General features: G+C 56.2%; 17 protein-coding genes. 16 read left to right on the plus strand and 1 reads right to left on the minus strand.

Annotated elements, in window-relative coordinates; genetic code table 11:
- The first annotated feature begins 6 nt into the window (after window positions 1–6).
- Together recO and pdxJ are read left to right on the plus strand one after the other, a co-directional pair.
- A complete protein-coding gene (recO, locus tag ACZYUB_RS02560) occupies window positions 7–720 on the plus strand; it encodes a DNA repair protein RecO (protein WP_463945288.1) in 714 nt (237 codons plus the stop codon).
- Window positions 717–1454, plus strand: a complete 738-nt coding sequence (gene pdxJ, locus ACZYUB_RS02565) for a pyridoxine 5'-phosphate synthase (RefSeq protein ID WP_463945290.1) — start codon at window positions 717–719, stop codon at window positions 1452–1454. The genes recO and pdxJ overlap by 4 nt, the downstream gene beginning before the upstream one ends.
- A gap of 86 nt (window positions 1455–1540) precedes the next feature.
- On the opposite strand, the gene barA is transcribed toward pdxJ, so the two are convergent.
- On the minus strand, window positions 1541–4336 hold the full coding sequence (gene barA / locus ACZYUB_RS02570; protein WP_463945292.1) for a two-component sensor histidine kinase BarA: 2796 nt from the start codon (window positions 4334–4336) through the stop codon (window positions 1541–1543).
- 77 nt (window positions 4337–4413) lie between these two features.
- Here barA and rlmD point away from each other — a divergent pair, with 77 nt between their 5' ends.
- The 14 genes from rlmD to rpoS all read left to right on the plus strand — a co-directional run bounded on the left by rlmD (window position 4414) and on the right by rpoS (window position 18590).
- Window positions 4414–5736 (plus strand): 23S rRNA (uracil(1939)-C(5))-methyltransferase RlmD, encoded by a 1323-nt coding sequence (gene rlmD, locus ACZYUB_RS02575; RefSeq protein ID WP_463945294.1) that lies wholly within the window; start codon window positions 4414–4416, stop codon window positions 5734–5736.
- 26 nt (window positions 5737–5762) lie between these two features.
- Window positions 5763–7991 carry a GTP diphosphokinase gene (relA, locus tag ACZYUB_RS02580; protein WP_463945296.1) on the plus strand — a complete coding sequence of 743 codons (2229 nt, stop codon included), beginning with the start codon at window positions 5763–5765 and terminating at the stop codon, window positions 7989–7991.
- A 52-nt stretch (window positions 7992–8043) separates the two neighbouring features.
- On the plus strand, window positions 8044–8850 hold the full coding sequence (gene mazG, locus ACZYUB_RS02585) for a nucleoside triphosphate pyrophosphohydrolase (RefSeq protein WP_463945298.1): 807 nt from the start codon (window positions 8044–8046) through the stop codon (window positions 8848–8850).
- 140 nt (window positions 8851–8990) lie between these two features.
- A complete protein-coding gene (locus ACZYUB_RS02590; protein WP_460884194.1) occupies window positions 8991–10628 on the plus strand; it encodes a CTP synthase in 1638 nt (545 codons plus the stop codon).
- Window positions 10629–10721: 93 nt separating this feature from the next.
- Complete coding sequence (eno, locus tag ACZYUB_RS02595; RefSeq protein ID WP_463945301.1) at window positions 10722–12023, plus strand: phosphopyruvate hydratase; 1302 nt, start codon at window positions 10722–10724, stop codon at window positions 12021–12023.
- A 98-nt stretch (window positions 12024–12121) separates the two neighbouring features.
- The gene (gene ftsB, locus ACZYUB_RS02600; RefSeq protein WP_463945303.1) at window positions 12122–12439 is read left to right on the plus strand and encodes a cell division protein FtsB; all 318 of its coding nucleotides are present in this window, start codon (window positions 12122–12124) and stop codon (window positions 12437–12439) included.
- A 2-nt stretch (window positions 12440–12441) separates the two neighbouring features.
- Window positions 12442–13125: a 2-C-methyl-D-erythritol 4-phosphate cytidylyltransferase gene (gene ispD / locus ACZYUB_RS02605; protein WP_463945521.1), complete on the plus strand. Its 684-nt coding sequence runs from the start codon at window positions 12442–12444 to the stop codon at window positions 13123–13125.
- Window positions 13122–13598 carry a 2-C-methyl-D-erythritol 2,4-cyclodiphosphate synthase gene (gene ispF / locus ACZYUB_RS02610; protein ID WP_463945305.1) on the plus strand — a complete coding sequence of 159 codons (477 nt, stop codon included), beginning with the start codon at window positions 13122–13124 and terminating at the stop codon, window positions 13596–13598. Before ispD ends, ispF begins: the two co-directional genes overlap by 4 nt.
- Window positions 13595–14638, plus strand: coding sequence for a tRNA pseudouridine(13) synthase TruD (gene truD, locus ACZYUB_RS02615; protein ID WP_463945307.1), 1044 nt, complete (start codon window positions 13595–13597; stop codon window positions 14636–14638). The genes ispF and truD overlap by 4 nt, the downstream gene beginning before the upstream one ends.
- The gene (gene surE, locus ACZYUB_RS02620; protein WP_463945523.1) at window positions 14619–15362 is read left to right on the plus strand and encodes a 5'/3'-nucleotidase SurE; all 744 of its coding nucleotides are present in this window, start codon (window positions 14619–14621) and stop codon (window positions 15360–15362) included. The genes truD and surE overlap by 20 nt, the downstream gene beginning before the upstream one ends.
- A gap of 6 nt (window positions 15363–15368) precedes the next feature.
- Entirely contained in the window at window positions 15369–15995 is a 627-nt protein-coding gene (locus ACZYUB_RS02625; protein WP_463945525.1) for a protein-L-isoaspartate(D-aspartate) O-methyltransferase, read from the plus strand.
- Window positions 15992–16573, plus strand: a complete 582-nt coding sequence (locus ACZYUB_RS02630) for a YqaA family protein (protein WP_463945309.1) — start codon at window positions 15992–15994, stop codon at window positions 16571–16573. Before ACZYUB_RS02625 ends, ACZYUB_RS02630 begins: the two co-directional genes overlap by 4 nt.
- A gap of 17 nt (window positions 16574–16590) precedes the next feature.
- On the plus strand, window positions 16591–17571 hold the full coding sequence (locus tag ACZYUB_RS02635) for a peptidoglycan DD-metalloendopeptidase family protein (RefSeq protein ID WP_463945311.1): 981 nt from the start codon (window positions 16591–16593) through the stop codon (window positions 17569–17571).
- Window positions 17572–17612: 41 nt separating this feature from the next.
- A complete protein-coding gene (gene rpoS / locus ACZYUB_RS02640; RefSeq protein WP_463945313.1) occupies window positions 17613–18590 on the plus strand; it encodes an RNA polymerase sigma factor RpoS in 978 nt (325 codons plus the stop codon).
- Window positions 18591–18616: the final 26 nt, after the last annotated feature.

An 18616-nucleotide genomic window follows, 5' to 3' on the forward strand; every position in this document is an offset into this window, starting at 1 on the left:
ACCCCCATGGAGCGGCAGCTGGCGTTTGTGCTGCATACCCGTCCCTATCGGGAGACTAGCCAGCTGGTGGAGTTGTTCTGTGCCGGAGTGGGCCGCCAGACGCTGGTGGCCCGGGGCTCCCGCCGCGCCCGCTCACCGCTCAAGGCCCTGCTGCAACCTTTTACTCCGCTGTCGGTTAGCTGGCGGGGAAAAGGCGAACTCAAGAGCCTGGAACACCTGGAGGTGGAGGGACCCCCTCTCCAGTTGCGCGAGGTATCGCTCTATAGCGCCCTCTACCTCAATGAGCTGCTCTACTACCTGCTGGAGCGGCAAACCCCCTATCACGAACTTTTCGATTACTACCGTCAGGCACTCCAGCTGTTAACCGGAGGTGACTCTCCCGAGCCGGTGCTGCGGCAGTTCGAGCTGCTGCTGCTGGAGGCACTCGGTTATGGGCTCGATTTTTCGACAGATGCCCTGAGCGGCTTGCCCATTGAGCCACAGCTGCACTATCTGTATCGTGCGGAGTACGGTTTTGTGCAGGCCCCAGGGAACGGGTCAGGCATGGATCGTTACGAGGGGCGGCATCTGGTGGCGATGGGCTCTGGCTGTCTCGAAACGGCTGATGAGTTGCTAGCCGCCAAGCGGTTTTGCCGTCAGGCCCTCAAGCCCTACCTGGGCAACCGGCCCCTGAAGAGCCGGGAACTATTCCAACATCTTTCAGCGAGGAAAATGCAGTGAGCGAGATTTTTCTGGGTGTGAACATCGACCATGTGGCCACTCTGCGCAACGCCCGGGGCACCAGCTATCCGGATCCGGTATTGGCGGCTGCCCTGGCCGAGCAGGCGGGAGCCGATGGCATTACCGTCCATCTGCGCGAGGATCGCCGTCATATCACGGATCGTGACGTGGAGATCCTGCGGCAGACGCTGCAAACCAGGATGAATCTGGAAATGGCTGTGACCGACGAGATGCTGGATATCGCCTGTCGCGTGAAGCCCCACTTCGTCTGTCTGGTTCCGGAAAAACGGACCGAAGTCACCACCGAAGGCGGGCTGGATGTCGCCGGTCAGCCGGAGAAGGTCGCGGCCGCGATCGCGCGCCTGGCGGCGGTTGGTACCCAGGTCTCGCTGTTTATCGATGCCGACCGGCGTCAGATTGATGCGGCCGTGGCGGCCGGAGCTCCCTACATCGAGATCCACACCGGCCGTTATGCGGATGCGACGACCACTGCCGAACAGCTCGAAGAGCTGGCACGCATCCAGGATGCTGCCCGTTACGCCCATGGCCTGGGGCTGCGCGTCAATGCCGGTCATGGTCTGCATTACCATAACGTCAAGCCGATTGCCGCCATCCCCGAGATGGAGGAGCTGAACATTGGTCACGCCATCATTGGTCGGGCCGTGTTTGAAGGGTTGCCGACCGCAGTTGCCGAGATGAAACGCTTGATGATCGAAGCGCGCCAGAGCCGCTAATTGTTGTGCCGCACAGACAGAAGGCAGCCATGGGCTGCCTTCTTCATTTCGAGTCAAACTGGCAAGTTCTTGTCTCGTTATCCGTCTTAGGAGCGGACGAGGGTCTGAATTTGCAGCAGCAGATCCTGCAACTCCAGCAGCTCCGGCTCCAGAGTCTCGGCGCTTGCGCCGTGACGCAGGGCGCTTTCCAGCTGATGACAGAGCGCCTGCAGGCTCGGCATGCCGCAGTAAGCCGCTCCGCCCGCCAGTTTGTGGATCCCGGCTTGCAGCTCGGTGACGGGCAGAGTGTTGGCCTGCGCCAGCAGAGCCTGCGTCTCCGGCAGCGAAGCCAGCAGCAAGTCGAGCATCTCCCGGGCCAGTTCGGGTTTTCCAGCTGCCTGGCGCAGAGCGAGCAGTGCATCATAGAGCTGACCCTGGCTGCCTTCGGTCGAGGCCGCGGCAACCGAGAGCGTGGCTGAATGGGCAGGGGATGGCGCGATTGCTTGGCTCTCCAGCTCCAGGCCCGGTACGACCAAGGATGATGGCTGGGTAAATAGCTGTAGCAAGTGCTCCAGCTGATTCTCATCGATGGGCTTAGCCAGATACTCATCCATCCCCTGTGCCATCAGGCGTTCGCGTTCGCCCGGAATGGCGTGTGCGGTTACAGCGATGATCGGGGTCTGCTGGTTGCACCCTTCCTGATGAATGGCTTGGGCCGCGCTGATGCCATCCAGGATTGGCATCTGGATATCCATAAAGATCAGATCGAACTCCAGCCGTTGGGCGAGTTCGACGGCCTGACGGCCGTTCTGGCAAGAGTGCACCTCGCTCACCAGATCGCCCAGCATGGCGGTGATGAGCTTCAGGTTGGCCGGGTTGTCATCCACTGCCAGCACATTCAACGCCAGCTTGGGTTTCGCGATCGGCAGTGCCGGGTGGCTGGGAGTAAAACTTTGGGGTGCCAGCAAGGCGGCTAATAATTTGCTGTGAGGAACCGGCTTGCTCAGACAATAGCTGGCTCCCATGCCAAGCAAGGCTTCTTGTAGCTTGGGATCATGGGAGTTGAGCAGGAAGACCAGGCGGTCAAAGTGGCAGGGCAACTGCTCGAGTTGTCGTTGAATGGCCTGTAGATCCGGGGTGGAGGAGAGGCCCATCAGCAGGGTGATGAAGTGGCGTTGCTGCAGGGTATCCACGGCGGCCAGGTTGGCGACGCTGGAGACTCGCATCTTCCACTCGAGCAACTGCGCTTCGCAGGCGGCCCGTGCCCAGGGATCCGCTTCGATCAGCAACACGGGTTCGTCCTGTAGCGACTTGTGCAGCTGGATCTCCTCCTGAGGCAAGCCCGCCAGACGCATACCCAAGGTAATGGTAAACAGCGAACCCTGCTCCAGAGTGGAGTCGACTTCGATCGTTCCCCCCATCTGCTGTACCAGTTTCTGGGTAATGACCAGCCCCAAACCGGTGCCGCCATAGCGACGGGAGATCGAGGTATCGGCCTGATTGAACGGCTGGAATAACTGGCGTTGTTGCTGCTGGCTCATGCCAATGCCGGTATCGCGGATCTGGATCCGCAGAGGGACCTGATTGTGCTCGACCATTTTTTGCAGGCTGATGGTGACGTCGATGTTGCCCTGCTCGGTGAACTTGATGGCATTACCGGTGAGGTTGGTCAGCACCTGTTGCAGGCGCAATGGATCGCCGGAGAGCAGATCCGGCACCTCGCTGTGTACCCGCAGTGACAGCTCGAGCCCCTTGTCATGGGCGCTGGGGGCGAGCAGTGTCATGGTTTCATTCACCACATCCCGCAGGCTGAAGGGGATCTGCTCCAACGACAGCTTCCCTGCTTCCAGCTTGGAGAAGTCGAGGATGTCATTGATAATGTTGAGTAGGTTCTTGGCCGATTTTTCGATGGTACCCAGATAGTCACTCTGGTTGCTGGAGAGCGGCGTCTTGAACAACTGCTTGGCAAAACCGATCACGCCATTGAGCGGGGTCCGTAATTCGTGGGACATGTTGGCCAGGAACTCCGACTTGACCCGAGCTGCTTCCTGGGCTCGTTTCTTGGCCATATCCAGCTCGACGTTCTGGATCTCGATCTGCTCCAGAGTCTCTCGTAGATCCGAGGTCGCCTGATCGATGTTCATCTGCATTTCGTTGTGATATTCGGCGATCGCCTTGGCCATGGCGTTGATGCCATTTTTCAGCATATCCAGCTCGCCCTGCATATGGCCTCGTACCCGGGTATCCAGTCGACCCTCACGGATCTGGTAGACGGCACGCACCATGCGGTTGATTGGATCGATGACCACATTCACCAGATTCAGACCGAAATAGAGGCTGAGCACCAGGCTGGCCAGTACCACCAGGATAGCCAGCGCCGTATCGCGATACTGGATGATGATGGCGCGATCCGTGTTCATCTGGATGGCGATATAGCCCACCACCGCTTGGGGTTTGCTTTCCAGCAGATCGGTTTCTGTGAGCGTGACCTCTTCCAGGATCGGGGTGCGCAAAATGATGAAATCATTTAGATACTCCACCGAGGTCAACTCAGGGATCGTCGCGTCCTTGGGTAACCGCAACATATTCAGCTCACGATGAAAATTCGAGGTGACGAACAGCTGGTTGTCTTTGGTAAAGACGGCAATCGATTTGATAAAGGAGGAGTTTTTGCGATGGGTCAATCCGAGCAGCCGTTTGAGCAACTCACGACTATTCTGTTTCATGCCATATTCGCTGGCGATGGCCAACGGCTCTATGACGCTGATGCCCTGCTCGATGATGTACTCTTCGAGCTGCTGATGCCGGTGAAACGTAAAGTAACCGGCGAGCAGGCTACCTATGATCAGGGTCGGCAGTATGGTGAATGCCAGCACCCGTGCGCGGAGGCCATATTTGGTCATAGTCGGGTTCTTGTGGGACAATGAAGGACCTAAAGCGCGAGCAATCATGACATAGCCATTCCGAGGCACCAAGCATTATGGCCCAGTTTTTCAAGCCCCAGCCCAAACCCAAACAAACCTCGACCCTGGAACTGGCGATCGATCGCCTGGATCTGCACGGTGTCGGCATCGGCCGTCATCAGGGAAAGACCATTTTCGTCGAGGGGGCCATGCCGGGCGAACTCATCAAGGCGCGTCTGACCGATGACAAGAAGCAGCACGGCTTTGCCCAGCTCCAGAAAATTCTGACCCCATCGCCGGAGCGGCAAACTCCCTTTTGTCCGCACTATGAGCAGTGTGGTGGCTGCAGTACCCAGCACCTGCCGCTGGCTCTCCAGCACGAGACCAAGGTCGCCGGTGTACAGAGTCTGTTCAGTCGTCTGGCCGGTTATGAACTGGGTGCGCCGGAATTTACCATCACGGCGGACGATCAACGCTATCGGCGGGTCTGCCGGTTGGCGATCAAATATGACAAGAAAGCCCGCCGTGCCCAAGTTGGCTTTCGTCGCCGTCTGAGTCATGACTTGGTAGAAGTCAGCGCCTGCCCTGTGTTAGTTTCATCGCTCTCGGTACTGATAGAGCCGCTGCGGACATTATGTAACCAGTTGAAATCATTCCGGGATTTAGGCCATATCGAACTCTGTGAGGCTGATAACGGCCCGCTGATGCTACTACGGCATAATGGCCAGCCGGGGGAGGGCGATCTGGCCTTGCTCCGGGAATTTGCGGCTGAACATCAGTTAGCTTGTTACCTGCAATGCGCCGATCAGCCGCTGCCGCTGACCAGTCGCGAGGCACCTTTTTACCGGTTAGGCGAGCTGAGCATCGGGTTCTTGCCTGGTGACTTCTTGCAGGTCAATCGCACCATCAACGAGCAGATGGTGGCTAAGGTTCTGGACTGGCTGGCTCCGGAGGCTGGAGATAAGGTACTGGATCTATTCTGTGGTCTGGGGAATTTCACCCTGCCACTGGCCGGACGAGCGAAAGAGGTGGTCGGGGTCGAAGGGGTGATGGAGATGGTGTTGCGGGCCCGGCAGAACGCCGAGCGCAATGGCCTGAGTAATGTCCGTTTTTTCCAGAGCAATCTGGATGAACCCTTTGTCCATGCGCCCTGGGCCAAGGAACCCTTCAGTCTGGTGGTGCTGGATCCGGCACGCCCGGGTGCGGCAGGCTCCATGCCCCATCTGCTGAAACTGGCGCCCAAGCGCCTTGTGTATGTTTCTTGCAATCCGGTGACTGCGGCACGGGATTGCCAGCGGTTGCACGCCGAAGGATACCGTCTGACCCGGTGGGGATTGTTCGATATGTTCCCGCATACCGGTCATGTCGAGACCATACTGTTGTTCGAACAGCACGCATAGAGCACGAAAAATAAGGATCAATGCCCATGGTTGCGGTACGGGATACACATCTGAAGACTGGTTTCAATTTGCAGGAGTGGACAGATACGCTGCCACTGGCGGCAGAGGAACGGGATACGCTGCATTCAGTATTCGCTTATTGTCAGACCCGGCTGGGCGAGACCGATAGCGAAGCCATGCGGTTGGCCAGTCGTAGTGCCGAGATGGTCGGTATCCTGTTGACCCTGCACATGGATATGGAGACCCTGCGTGCGGCGATCCTTTACCCTCATGTTGAAGCCAAACACCTGACCCTGGAGCAGGCCGAAGAGGATTTTGGTCCGACCATTGCCCAGTTGCTCAAAGGGGTCATCGACATGGAAGCTATCCGCTTCCTGCAAAGCCTGAATTCCGGCGAAGTCTCGGACACCCAGATCGATAATGTCCGTCGTATGCTGCTGGCCATGGTCGAAGACGTTCGCGCCGTGGTGATCAAGCTGGCCGAGCGCATCGCTTGCCTGCGGGAGGTGAAAAATGCCGACGAAGAGACCCGGGTTCTAGTCGCCAAGGAGATCACCAATATCTACGCCCCGCTGGCCAACCGCTTGGGCATTGGTCAGCTGAAATGGGAGCTGGAGGATCTCTCCTTCCGCTACCTGCACCCGGATACCTACAAACAGATTGCCAAGCTACTGGATGAGAAGCGGCTGGATCGCGAGCGCTATATTCATCGCTTCGTCGAGGAGCTCAAGCAAGCCTTGCAACTGGCCGGGGTGCAGGCCGATGTCTACGGGCGACCGAAACATATCTACAGCATCTGGCGCAAGATGCAGAAGAAGCAGCTGAGCTTCTCCGACCTCTACGATGTGCGCGCGGTACGGGTGATCGCCCATCGCTTGCAGGACTGCTATGCCGCCCTCGGGATCGTGCATACCCAGTGGCACCATATTCCGCGTGAATTTGACGACTATGTCGCCAACCCGAAGCCCAATGGCTACCAATCCATTCATACCGTGGTACTGGGCCCGGAGGGCAAGACGGTCGAAATCCAGATCCGTACCGAACAGATGCATCAGGATGCCGAGTTGGGCATAGCCGCACACTGGAAATACAAGGAGGGCGGGGCTCAGGGCAAGGATTCCGGTTACGAAGAGCGTATTGCCTGGCTGCGCAAACTGCTGGCCTGGCAAGAGGACATGGTCGAATCTGGATCCTTGGTCGACGAGTTGCGCACCCAGGTGTTCGAGGATCGGGTCTACGTCTTTACCCCCAAGGGCGATGTGGTGGACTTGCCAGTCGGTGCCACGCCGCTGGATTTTGCCTATCAGGTACACAGCATGGTCGGTCACCGCTGTATCGGTGCCAAGGTGGATGGCCGTATCGTGCCGTTCACCTATACGTTGCAGACCGGGGATCAGATCGAGATCATCACCCAGAAAGAGCCCAATCCCAGTCGGGACTGGATGAACCCGAACACCGGCTTCCTGCGTACCAGCCGTGCCCGGGCCAAGGTAACCTCCTGGTTCCGCAAGGTGGATCGGGACAAGAACATTCTGGCCGGCAAAGAGTCGCTGGAAAAAGAGATGGAACGTCATGGCTTCCATCTGAGCAAGGAAGTCCAGGCGCAGATGCTGCGTGAGGTGTACGCGCGCTACAACGTTCACGATCACGAGGATCTGCTGGCCGGCCTCGGCGCCGGCGATATCCGCATCAATCAACTGATGAACTTCTTCGAGACCAAGCTCAACAAGCCGAGCGTGGAGGAGGAAGAGAAGAAGCTGTTGGCCCAACTGGAACAGAAGAGCCAAAACCGGGTCCAGAGTCAGCCCAAGGGGCATATCGTGGTGCAAGGGGTTGGTAACCTGATGACCCATATTGCGCGTTGCTGCCAGCCGATCCCAGGGGATGGCATCATAGGCTTCATCACCCAGGGCCGGGGCATCTCGGTGCATCGTGAGGATTGCGAGCAGCTCAAGGAGCTGATGCGGCGTAATCCAGAACGGATGATTGAGGCGGTGTGGGGCGAGAGTTACTCCGGCGGCTATACCCTGACAGTCCGTATCACGGCCAATGACAGATCCGGCCTGCTGCGGGATATCACCACCATCATCGCCAACGAAAAGATCAACGTGTTGGGTATGCGTTCGCGCTCTAACGTCAAGATGCAGACTGCCGATATCGATATCGACATGGAGATCTACAACATCGAGGCGCTTAATCGCATGTTGTCAAAAATCAACCAGATGAACGATGTAGTCAGCGCCAAGCGGCTGTAAACCCTCTAAAAAATTAACGGGGCTTCGGCCCCTTTTTTCAATGGACCTCACCATGACTCAATGCCGTTACCAGCTCGATGATCTGCTGACCATCATGTCCCGATTGCGGGATCCGGAACAGGGATGTCCCTGGGATAAAAAGCAGACCTTTGCCAGTATAGTGCCTTACACCCTGGAGGAGGCCTATGAGGTCGCCGACAGCATAGAGCGGCACGATTTGGAGGCCCTCAAGGGCGAATTGGGCGATCTGCTGTTTCAGGTGGTCTTCTACTGTCAGTTGGCCAGTGAGCAGGGGCTGTTTGGCTTCGACGCTGTCGTCGATACTGTCAGCGAGAAGCTGATCCGCCGTCATCCTCATGTGTTCGCCGAGGCCGAGTTTGCTGATACCGCCGCAGTCAACGCCAATTGGGAAGCGGAAAAAGCGAGGGAACGGCAACAAAAGGATGCCAGCGCGCTGAGTGCGCTGGATGATATCCCGCTGGCATTGCCGGCACTCACCCGGGCGAACAAAATCCAGAAACGTTGTGCGGCGGTTGGATTTGACTGGGATACGCTGGGTCCCGTGGTGGCGAAGGTGCATGAAGAGATTGACGAGGTGATGCACGAGGTACTGCAGGTCGAACGGGACGAAGCCAAGGTTGCCGATGAGCTTGGGGATCTGCTGTTTGCCACGGTCAATCTGGTACGGCATTTGAAAAAAGATCCCGAGCAGGTGCTGCGTCAGGCGAATGCCAAATTCGAACGCCGCTTTCGCGGTGTGGAAGCAATTATCCAGGCAAAAGGTCAAACTTTGCGCGATGTCACACTCGATGAGATGGAAGAAGCGTGGCAAAGGGTCAAACAATCGGAACAAAGTTGATGTAACGCAAATCCTCGAACACGGATGATTGCTAAATTTTTGTCCGTTGTTAGGGAGTGGTGCCTTTGCTATACTATGACCCCGTCTTGATACACCTCCGACACGCACCCGTGTAATTCCTAAACATCTTCAGGTTCAGCATGACGACTAAATATATTTTCGTGACAGGCGGGGTGGTTTCATCCTTGGGTAAGGGCATTGCAGCAGCCTCATTGGCGGCCATTCTGGAAGCCCGTGGCCTCAAGGTCACCATCATGAAGCTGGATCCTTACATCAACGTGGACCCGGGCACCATGAGTCCAATCCAGCACGGTGAAGTCTTCGTGACCGAAGACGGTGCCGAAACGGATCTGGATCTGGGCCACTATGAGCGGTTCATCCGCACCAAAATGAGTCGCCGCAATAACTTCACCACTGGCCGTGTGTATGCCGATGTGCTGCGCAAAGAGCGTCGTGGTGATTATCTGGGCGCGACCATTCAGGTCATCCCGCATATCACCAATGCCATCAAGGAGCGGGTGGTCGCTGGCGCCGAAGGTCAGGATGTGGCCATCGTCGAAGTCGGCGGTACTGTCGGCGATATCGAGTCCCTGCCATTCCTCGAGGCCATTCGCCAACTGGCGGTGGATATTGGTCGTAACAACGCCCTGTTCATGCATTTGACCCTGGTTCCTTATCTGGCTGCGGCCGGTGAGGTGAAGACCAAGCCTACCCAGCACTCCGTCAAGGAATTGCTCTCCATCGGTATCCAGCCGGACATTCTGATCTGTCGCTCTGACCGGACCATTCCTGCCAACGAACGTGCCAAGATTGCCCTGTTCTGTAACGTGCAGGAGCGGGCTGTGGTCTCGCTGAAGGATGTGGACACCATCTACAAGATCCCGGCCATGCTCAAGGCTCAAGGTCTGGATCAATTGGTGGTCGATCGCTTCGGTCTGAGTTGCGGTGAAGCGGATCTCTCCGAGTGGGAAAAGGTTATTTACCAACAGGCCAATGCCAGTGGTGAAGTCACCATCGGTATGGTCGGCAAATATGTCTCCCTGCCGGATGCTTACAAGTCGGTTAACGAAGCCCTCAAGCATGGCGGTTTGAAGAACCATCTGAGCATCAATATCAAGTACATCGACTCCCAGGATGTCGAGACCAAGGGTACCGAAGTCCTGGCCGGGCTGGATGCGATCCTGGTTCCTGGCGGTTTTGGTGAGCGCGGCGTCGAGGGCAAGATCCTGGCCGCCAAATATGCCCGTGAGAACAAGATCCCTTATTTGGGTATCTGTCTGGGGATGCAGGTGGCGATGATCGAATTTGCCCGCAACGTGGCCGGCCTGGAAGGGGCTCACTCCAGCGAGTTCCGCAAGGACAGCCCTTATCCGATCGTGGGTCTCATCACCGAATGGATCAATGACGAAGGCAAGGTCGAGCAGCGTTCTGAAGGTTCGGATCTGGGCGGCACCATGCGTCTGGGCTCCCAGCTGTGCCACCTGGCGGATGGCTCCAAGGTTCGCGCCATGTATGGCAATGACTCTATCTATGAGCGCCATCGTCACCGCTATGAAGTGAACAATACCTTGCTGCCGAAAGTTGAAGCGGCCGGGTTGAAAGTGACCGGTCTGTCAGCCGACAAAAAACTGGTCGAAATTATCGAGATCCCGGATCACCCATGGTTCGTGGCGGTGCAGTTCCACCCGGAATTTACCTCCACGCCGCGGGATGGTCATCCGTTATTCGAAGGCTTCATTCGGGCGGCAGGTGAATACCAGAAACGCCACCTAAATTAAGTCGACAAAATCCGCGGCCGTGGGCATAGTTTCGCAGCCGCATTTTTTTGCAACTTTAGTGTTGTTTTATTTCAAACATCGAGGATCGATACAATGGCTAAGATCGTTAAAGTACTGGCTCGTGAAATCATTGACTCACGCGGTAACCCGACTGTAGAAGCCGAAGTTCACCTGGAAGGTGGTTTCGTTGGTATGGCTGCTGCTCCGTCTGGTGCCTCTACTGGTTCCCGTGAAGCGCTGGAACTGCGTGACGGTGACAAGTCTCGCTTCCTGGGCAAGGGCGTTCTGAAGGCAATCGGCGCTGTTAACGGCCCGATCGCTGCTGCTCTGGTTGGCAAAGATGCCAAGGACCAGGCTGCCATCGACCAAATCATGATCGATCTGGACGGTACTGAAAACAAATCCAACTTCGGCGCCAACGCGATTCTGGCTGTTTCCCTGGCCAACGCCAAGGCTGAAGCTGCTGCCCAAGGCAAGCCGCTGTACGCCTGGATTGCTGAACTGAACGGCACTGCCGGTGTTTACTCCATGCCGTTGCCAATGATGAACATCATCAACGGTGGTGAGCACGCTGACAACAACGTCGACATCCAAGAGTTCATGATCCAGCCAGTTGGCGCCAAGACTCTGAAAGAAGCCGTCCGCATGGGCGCTGAAGTGTTCCACAACCTGGCCAAGGTTCTGAAGTCCAAGGGTTACAACACTGCTGTTGGTGATGAAGGTGGTTTCGCTCCTAACCTGAAGTCCAACGCTGAAGCTCTGGAAGTTATCGCTGAAGCTGTTGCTGCTGCTGGTTACAAGCTGGGTACCGACATCACCCTAGCCATGGACTGTGCTGCTTCCGAGTTCTACGATGCCGAGAAGAAAGAATACAACCTGAAGGGCGAAGGTCGTATCTTCACCTCTAACGGTTTCTCTGACTTCCTGGAAGAGCTGACCACCAAGTTCCCGATCGTTTCTATCGAAGACGGTCTGGACGAATCTGACTGGGAAGGTTTCGCCTACCAAACTCAGAAGCTGGGCAGCAAGATCCAGATCGTGGGTGACGACCTGTTCGTAACCAACACCAAGATCCTGAAGCGCGGTATCGACAACGGCATCGCCAACTCCATCCTGATCAAGTTCAACCAGATCGGTTCTCTGACCGAAACTCTGAACGCCATCAAGATGGCCAAGGATGCCGGTTACACCGCCGTTATCTCTCACCGTTCCGGTGAAACCGAAGACGCTACCATCGCCGACCTGGCTGTTGGTACCGCTGCTGGTCAAATCAAGACTGGCTCCATGAGCCGTTCTGACCGTGTTGCCAAGTACAACCAACTGATCCGTATCGAAGAAGCTCTGGGTGAGAAGGCTCCTTTCCGCGGTCTGAAAGAAGTTAAGAACCAAGCCTAATCCGTTTGTTGCTTAACTTGCCTATGTAAGCCCCGCCAAACGGCGGGGCTTTCTTTTGCGCCGTAATATGGGAAACTATGCCGCCGGGAGGATCACCGATGCGACTATTTACCCTTGTTCTGATGCTGGTGTTGGGCTTATTGCAACAGCAACTCTGGTTTGGCAAGAATGGCTTGGTGGAATACCGCCAGACTTCGGACAATGTGCTGCGCCAGCAGGCTGATAACCAACAACTCAAAGAACGCAACGAGATGCTCTACAAAGAGATTGATGATCTCAAGAGCGGTCTGGAAGCCATCGAGGAGTTATCCCGCAACGATCTTGGCTTTATCAAGCCTGGAGAGACCTTCTATCGTATTTTGCCAAAAGATGGCAAAGCCAATAGCCTGCCCAGTTCCCTACCCAAGAGCGATTGATGATGCTGACTTTTACCGTTGTGGTTCCGGCTGCCGGTGTGGGCAGCCGTATGGGGGCGAGTTGTCCGAAGCAATACTTACCACTGGCTGGAAAATTCCTGATTGAACATACCCTGGAGCGCCTGCTCGGTCACCCGCGTATCGAACGGGTGGTGGTGGCGATCGCCGCCGATGACGAATTCTTTGCCACTCTGCCGGTGGCCAGTCATCCGCGCATTCTCATCACTACGGGAGGCGCTGAGCGAGCTGATTCTGTACTGCAAGGGTTGGTTCTGGTCGAGAGTGATTGGGTGTTGGTGCACGATGCGGCCAGACCCTGCATTACCCATCAGGATATTGATGCCTTGATCCATGCCGGATTGGCAGAAGATGGCGCCATTCTGGGCAACCGGGTGCGCGATACCATGAAACGCAGCGATGCGAGCGGACGGATCCAGAAAACCGTTGACCGCAATCAGCTGTGGCATGCACTGACACCGCAGTTTTTCCGGACCCGGCAATTGGAAGCAGCCTTGCAGCAGGGGTTGAAATCCGGTGCTGTTATTACCGATGAAGCGTCGGCCATGGAGTTGGCCGGCTGGCACCCCCTGATGGTGGAAGGGCGTGCCGATAATCTCAAGGTGACCCGTCCGGAGGATTTGGCACTGGCCGCACTATTTCTCAGCCAGCAGGAGGCAAGTGCATGATTCGTATTGGTCATGGTTTTGATGTACATAAATTCGGCGGTGAAGGCCCCTGCATGTTGGGCGGGGTTCCGGTGCCTTATGAACAGGGGTTGTTAGCTCATTCCGATGGCGATGTGGTCTTGCATGCGGTCTCGGACGCCTTGCTTGGGGCGATTGCGGCCGGGGATATCGGTCGTCATTTTCCGGATAATGATATGACCTATGAAGGCATCGACAGCCGCATCCTGCTGCGAGACGTCTTTGCCAAGGTGCAAGCCGAAGGATACCGTTTGGGAAATCTGGACGTCACGATCATCGCACAGGCGCCGAAGATGGCGCCCCATATTGAGGGAATGCGCGCTGTCATGGCTGCCGACCTTCAATCCACCATTCAACAGATCAACGTCAAGGCCACCACCAGCGAACGGTTGGGGTTTACCGGGCGTAAAGAGGGTATAGCCGTGGAAGCAGTCGTATTGGTGGTGAAAGCATGAGCTTACCTGAGTGGAATTATCTGCACGGAAAACCACAACACTCGGCGCGTTTCAAGCAACAGCCGGAAGATTTTGTGGTCATTGAAGACATGGGCTTCGAACCGGACGGTGCCGGAGAACATATCCTGGTCTACGTGCGCAAGCGTGGGGAAAACACCGCCTGGGTCGCAGGCCTGCTGGCCAAAGCCGCGGGTGTGCAGCGCAGTGCCGTGACCTGGGGGGGGCTCAAGGATCGCCATGCCGTGACCGAGCAGTGGTTCGGCATCCATGTGCCGGGTAAGGATGAGCCAGATTTAAGCTCGGTGGAAAGTGAGACCATCCAGATCCTCAAGCGCAGCCGTCATTCACGTAAACTGCGTACCGGTACCCTCAAAGGCAATAATTTCCGCATTCTGCTGCGAGATCTGGCTCAGAGCTCCGAGCTCGACGCGCGTCTGGCTGCGATTGGGGAGCAGGGTGTCCCTAACTATTTCGGTGATCAACGCTTTGGTCGGGGCGGTAATAATCTGGAAGCTGCCGAGTCGATGTTCCAGGGCAAGCGCATCAAGGACCGCGATAAGCGCTCACTCTTCCTATCCGCTGCCCGCAGCTATCTGTTTAACCATCTGGTCAGCGAGCGACTGGCCGCCGGGTTGTCCGAAACCCTGCTGGCCGGGGATTGCCTGATGCTGGCTGGGACCCACTCCTTCTTCAGTGAGCCGGAAGTGAGCGAAGCCTTGACTCAACGCCTGAAAGAAGGCGATCTGCAACTCACGGCCCCCTTGTGGGGGCGTGGACGGGCTGGCTCTCAAGGGGATGCTCTGGACTTTGAAACCGGCAAGCTGGAAGCCTTTACCAGCTGGAAAGAGGGGTTGGAGGCTGCCGGTCTGAATCAGGAGCGTCGTCCCCTGATCCTGAAACCGATGAACTGGAGCTGGCAGTGGCAAGAGGAGGGCCTGGAACTGAGCTTCTGGCTTCCTGCAGGCTGTTATGCCACGAGCGTCATCCGGGAGTTGGTGCTGGTTGAGCAGGCCGATGGTCATGAAGATTCTGGTCAGTAATGATGACGGCGTTCATGCCGAAGGGATCTTGGCACTGAGTGAGGCGCTGAGTGCCATCGCAGAGGTGGTGGTAGTGGCTCCGGATCGCAATCATAGTGGTGCGAGCCACTCGTTAACGCTGGAGAATCCACTGCGTGTCGAGACCATGGCGCACAACGGCTTTATCGCCGTGAAAGGCACGCCAACTGATTGTGTACACCTGGCGGTGAATGAACTACTCAAGCCAGCGCCTGATTTGGTCGTTTCCGGTATCAATCACGGTGCAAATCTGGGCGATGATGTAATTTACTCGGGTACTGTGGCAGCCGCTACGGAAGGGAGGCATCTGGGACTACCCGCAATAGCGGTGTCCCTAGTCGGAGGCCAGCACTTTGCTTCGGCGGCTTATTACGCCCGATTATTGGTTCAAGCACTGATGACGCAGCCGCTTCCTGCGGATCAGATCCTGAACGTCAATGTTCCCGATTTGCCGCTGGAACAGATTAAGGGAGTGCGAGTGACCCGGTTAGGCTGTCGACATCCGGCAGAAGCCGTGATTGTGGAGCAGGATCCCCGTGGCCGACCGATCTACTGGATCGGCCCCCCGGGAGCAACGCAGGATGCGGGAGAGGGTACCGACTTTGCTGCTATTGAAGCCGGATATGTCTCGATTACGCCGTTACAGGTGGATATCACCGCCTACCGGCATCTGGCAGGTTTGCAAACGTGGATTGAGGGGCTGTGATTATTGTTGCGTAACAATGCGGTGCAACCACTTATCAAGCAGTTACTGAATCAGGGCATCCGTGATGAGCGGGTACTGGCTGCTGTGGCGAATGTTCCTCGTGAAGCCTTTGTCGACGAGGCGTTTGCCCATCAGGCGTGGGAGAACATGGCGTTGCCGATCGGTTTTGGTCAGACCATCTCCCAGCCCTATATGGTGGCCCGGATGACCGAACAACTTATGATGGTTCAGCCTACGACAGTACTGGAGATTGGCACGGGGTCTGGATACCAGACAGCAGTGCTGGCACAGTTGGTCGGTCATGTTTACACCGTGGAACGCATCAAGACACTACAGTATCAAGCCAAGCGACGCCTACAGCGTCTGGACCTGCACAATGTCTCCACCCGGCACGGAGATGGTTGGGCTGGATGGCCGACCAAGGCACCCTTTGACGCCATCATTGTGACCGCAGCGGCTAGAATGGTCCCGGATGCCTTAATCCATCAGCTCCGGGATGGAGGGCGGCTGATTATTCCGGTCGGTGAGAGTCGGCAGGAGTTGTTGCTGATTGAAAAGTCGGGAATGAGAGTCCGCACCCAAGTCCTCGAAGCTGTGCGCTTTGTACCCTTGGTGCACGGGGAACTGTTGTGAAGCTTTTTTCCCATCTTTACACCCGGATGATCCAATGGTCCCGACATCCTCGCGCGATTTGGTTCCTGGCGATCAATAGTTTTGTGGAGTCAGTCTTCTGGCCGATCCCGCCCGATGTCATGTTGGCGCCCATGTGTCTGGCTCAACCGCAACGTGCATGGCGATATGCGCTGGTGGCGGCGATGGCTTCGGCACTGGGAGGTCTAGCTGGCTATATTCTCGGTTTCTGGTTGTTCGAGGCAGCTGTTTTGCCAGCCATTGAACTCCTGGGTTACCAGGAGAAGTTCGAGTTGATCAAGTTGTGGTTTGAACATTGGGATTTCTGGGTGGTTTTTCTAGCCGGCTTTTCACCCATCCCGTATAAATTGTTCACCGTGACGGCAGGTATGATGCAAATGGCGCTGTTGCCGTTTATGCTGGCGTCCATTATTTCGCGAAGTGCACGTTTTTTTCTGGTCGCCGCACTCATGAAGTGGGGCGGAGCGCGCATGGAACATAAACTGCGCCAGTACATCGATTGGATTGGTTGGTCCTGTGTGGTTGCGGCAATCGCCGCCTATTTGATATTCAAGGGTTGATGTTGCGAAGCGTAAGGATGATGCAAGTTCTCGCCACGATATTTTCTCTGCTCCTGTTGGCGGCCTGTAGCAGTCAGGAGGCCGCGGCCCCTGTCCGTGACGCTGGTGGTCGCTCAGGAAAGCAGGCATCTCATGGTACGAAAAGCACGGCTGCAAATAATCAGCCCTTAGCCAAGAATCGCTACCGGGTAAAGTCCGGTGACACTTTGTATGCCATTGCCTGGATGTATGGTCTCGACTTTCAGGCCGTTGCGCGATTTAACGGCATCGAGCCGCCTTATGCCATCTATGCCGGCCAGATCCTGAAGCTGGACCTGGATAATCCCAAGGCCGGGCGCTACGTGGTCAAACGTGGTGATAGCTTGTCCATGGTGGCGCAAAATCATGGCACGACCATGATGGTTCTGGTGCGTCTGAACGATCTGAAGAAGCCATACACCATCCATCCAGGACAGCTGCTGTTGCTTGGATCACAACCTGAATCGGTCGCGTCCGGATCTTCTGTGGCGAAGCGTGATCCACGACAAAATAATGTGCAAAACTCGAGCGGAGCTGTGACGCGGGGGCTTGCTGCCTCTGAGCGAAAGGAATACTCTCAAGCCAGAAGTACACAGAATTACAACAACTATTTAACTTGGCAATGGCCGACTCGCGGTCGAATTGTCCAAGGATTTTCGCTCTCTGAGCAGGGCAACAAAGGTTTAGACATAGCAGGAACTCGCGGCCAAGCCGTGGTTGCTGCCGCCTCTGGCAGGGTGGTCTACGCTGGAAGTGCTCTTCGAGGTTACGGAAACTTAATAATAATCAAGCACAACGAAGACTATCTGTCTGCTTATGCCCATAACGATGTATTGCGTGTGCAAGAGCAACAAGAAGTTAAAGCAGGTCAACGCATAGCCGATATGGGTAGCAGTGACTCTCAAGATGTGCGGCTACATTTCGAAATCCGTTATCGGGGCCAGTCCATCAACCCGGTACGATTTCTTCCGAAACGATAATACCCTGAAGCGATTTCTCTGACGGGTTGGGGGAACAACCTATGAGCGACACAGAACTGACAATATCTGAAAACGTTTTCGAGGTTGATGAAGAACTGGAATCCATCGAGGCATTAGCGGAGGTGGAAGACATTGACGAGGCAGTCACAGAAGAATTGCCGGGTACCGAATCACTTCGCGTCTCGATGGATGCCACCCAACTCTATCTGGGTGAAATCGGCTTCTCTCCGTTGCTGACCGCAGAAGAAGAGGTTTTCTTTGCCCGCAAGGCGCTGCGTGGTGATGCGGCCGCTCGTAAGCGGATGATTGAGTCCAATCTGCGACTGGTGGTTAAAATTGCCCGTCGTTATAACAATCGGGGTCTGGCACTGCTGGATCTGGTGGAGGAGGGCAATCTGGGCCTGATCCGTGCGGTTGAAAAATTCGATCCCGAGCGAGGTTTCCGCTTTTCGACCTACGCGACCTGGTGGATCCGCCAAACCATTGAACGCGCCATCATGAACCAGACGCGCACTATCCGTCTGCCGATCCATGTGGTCAAAGAGCTGAATGTCTATTTGCGCACGGCCCGTGAATTGGCACATCGACTGGATCATGAACCGACCGCTGAGGAGATTGCCGCTGCAGTGGACCGTCCGGTGGAAGATGTGTCCCGCATGTTGAAACTGAACGAGAAGATCTGCTCAGTGGATTCACCCATAGGTGGTGATGGCGACAAGGCCTTGCTGGATATTCTCACCGACGAGCGTGGCATGGGGCCGGAGCTGGAAACCCAGGATGATGACATGCGCGTCAGCGTGGTCCATTGGCTGGAGCAGCTCAATGCCAAGCAACGTGAAGTTCTGGCGCGACGATTCGGTTTGCTGGGCTATGAGCCAGCAACTCTGGAAGATGTGGGTCGTGAGATTGGGCTGACCCGTGAACGAGTTCGTCAAATCCAAGTGGAGGCATTGCGTCGGCTACGGGATATCCTGACCCAGCAAGGTCTTTCTGTGGATGCGTTGTTCAATGGCGAATAATCTTAGTTGAGATGATAAAGCGGGGC

It is taken from the genome of Pseudaeromonas sp. HNCC25DJ182, assembly GCF_055413365.1.

What these genes read in the sequence shown, in the direction of transcription:
- recO (WP_463945288.1), top strand. Translation starts at nt 7, where the DNA reads ATGGAGCGGCAGCTGGCGTTTGTGCTGCATACCCGTCCCTATCGGGAG.
- barA (WP_463945292.1), bottom strand. Translation starts at nt 4,336, where the DNA reads ATGACCAAATATGGCCTCCGCGCACGGGTGCTGGCATTCACCATACTG.
- rlmD (WP_463945294.1), top strand. Translation starts at nt 4,414, where the DNA reads ATGGCCCAGTTTTTCAAGCCCCAGCCCAAACCCAAACAAACCTCGACC.
- relA (WP_463945296.1), top strand. Translation starts at nt 5,763, where the DNA reads ATGGTTGCGGTACGGGATACACATCTGAAGACTGGTTTCAATTTGCAG.
- mazG (WP_463945298.1), top strand. Translation starts at nt 8,044, where the DNA reads ATGACTCAATGCCGTTACCAGCTCGATGATCTGCTGACCATCATGTCC.
- ACZYUB_RS02590 (WP_460884194.1), top strand. Translation starts at nt 8,991, where the DNA reads ATGACGACTAAATATATTTTCGTGACAGGCGGGGTGGTTTCATCCTTG.
- eno (WP_463945301.1), top strand. Translation starts at nt 10,722, where the DNA reads ATGGCTAAGATCGTTAAAGTACTGGCTCGTGAAATCATTGACTCACGC.
- ftsB (WP_463945303.1), top strand. Translation starts at nt 12,122, where the DNA reads ATGCGACTATTTACCCTTGTTCTGATGCTGGTGTTGGGCTTATTGCAA.
- ispD (WP_463945521.1), top strand. Translation starts at nt 12,442, where the DNA reads ATGCTGACTTTTACCGTTGTGGTTCCGGCTGCCGGTGTGGGCAGCCGT.
- ispF (WP_463945305.1), top strand. Translation starts at nt 13,122, where the DNA reads ATGATTCGTATTGGTCATGGTTTTGATGTACATAAATTCGGCGGTGAA.
- truD (WP_463945307.1), top strand. Translation starts at nt 13,595, where the DNA reads ATGAGCTTACCTGAGTGGAATTATCTGCACGGAAAACCACAACACTCG.
- surE (WP_463945523.1), top strand. Translation starts at nt 14,619, where the DNA reads ATGAAGATTCTGGTCAGTAATGATGACGGCGTTCATGCCGAAGGGATC.
- ACZYUB_RS02635 (WP_463945311.1), top strand. Translation starts at nt 16,591, where the DNA reads ATGATGCAAGTTCTCGCCACGATATTTTCTCTGCTCCTGTTGGCGGCC.
- rpoS (WP_463945313.1), top strand. Translation starts at nt 17,613, where the DNA reads ATGAGCGACACAGAACTGACAATATCTGAAAACGTTTTCGAGGTTGAT.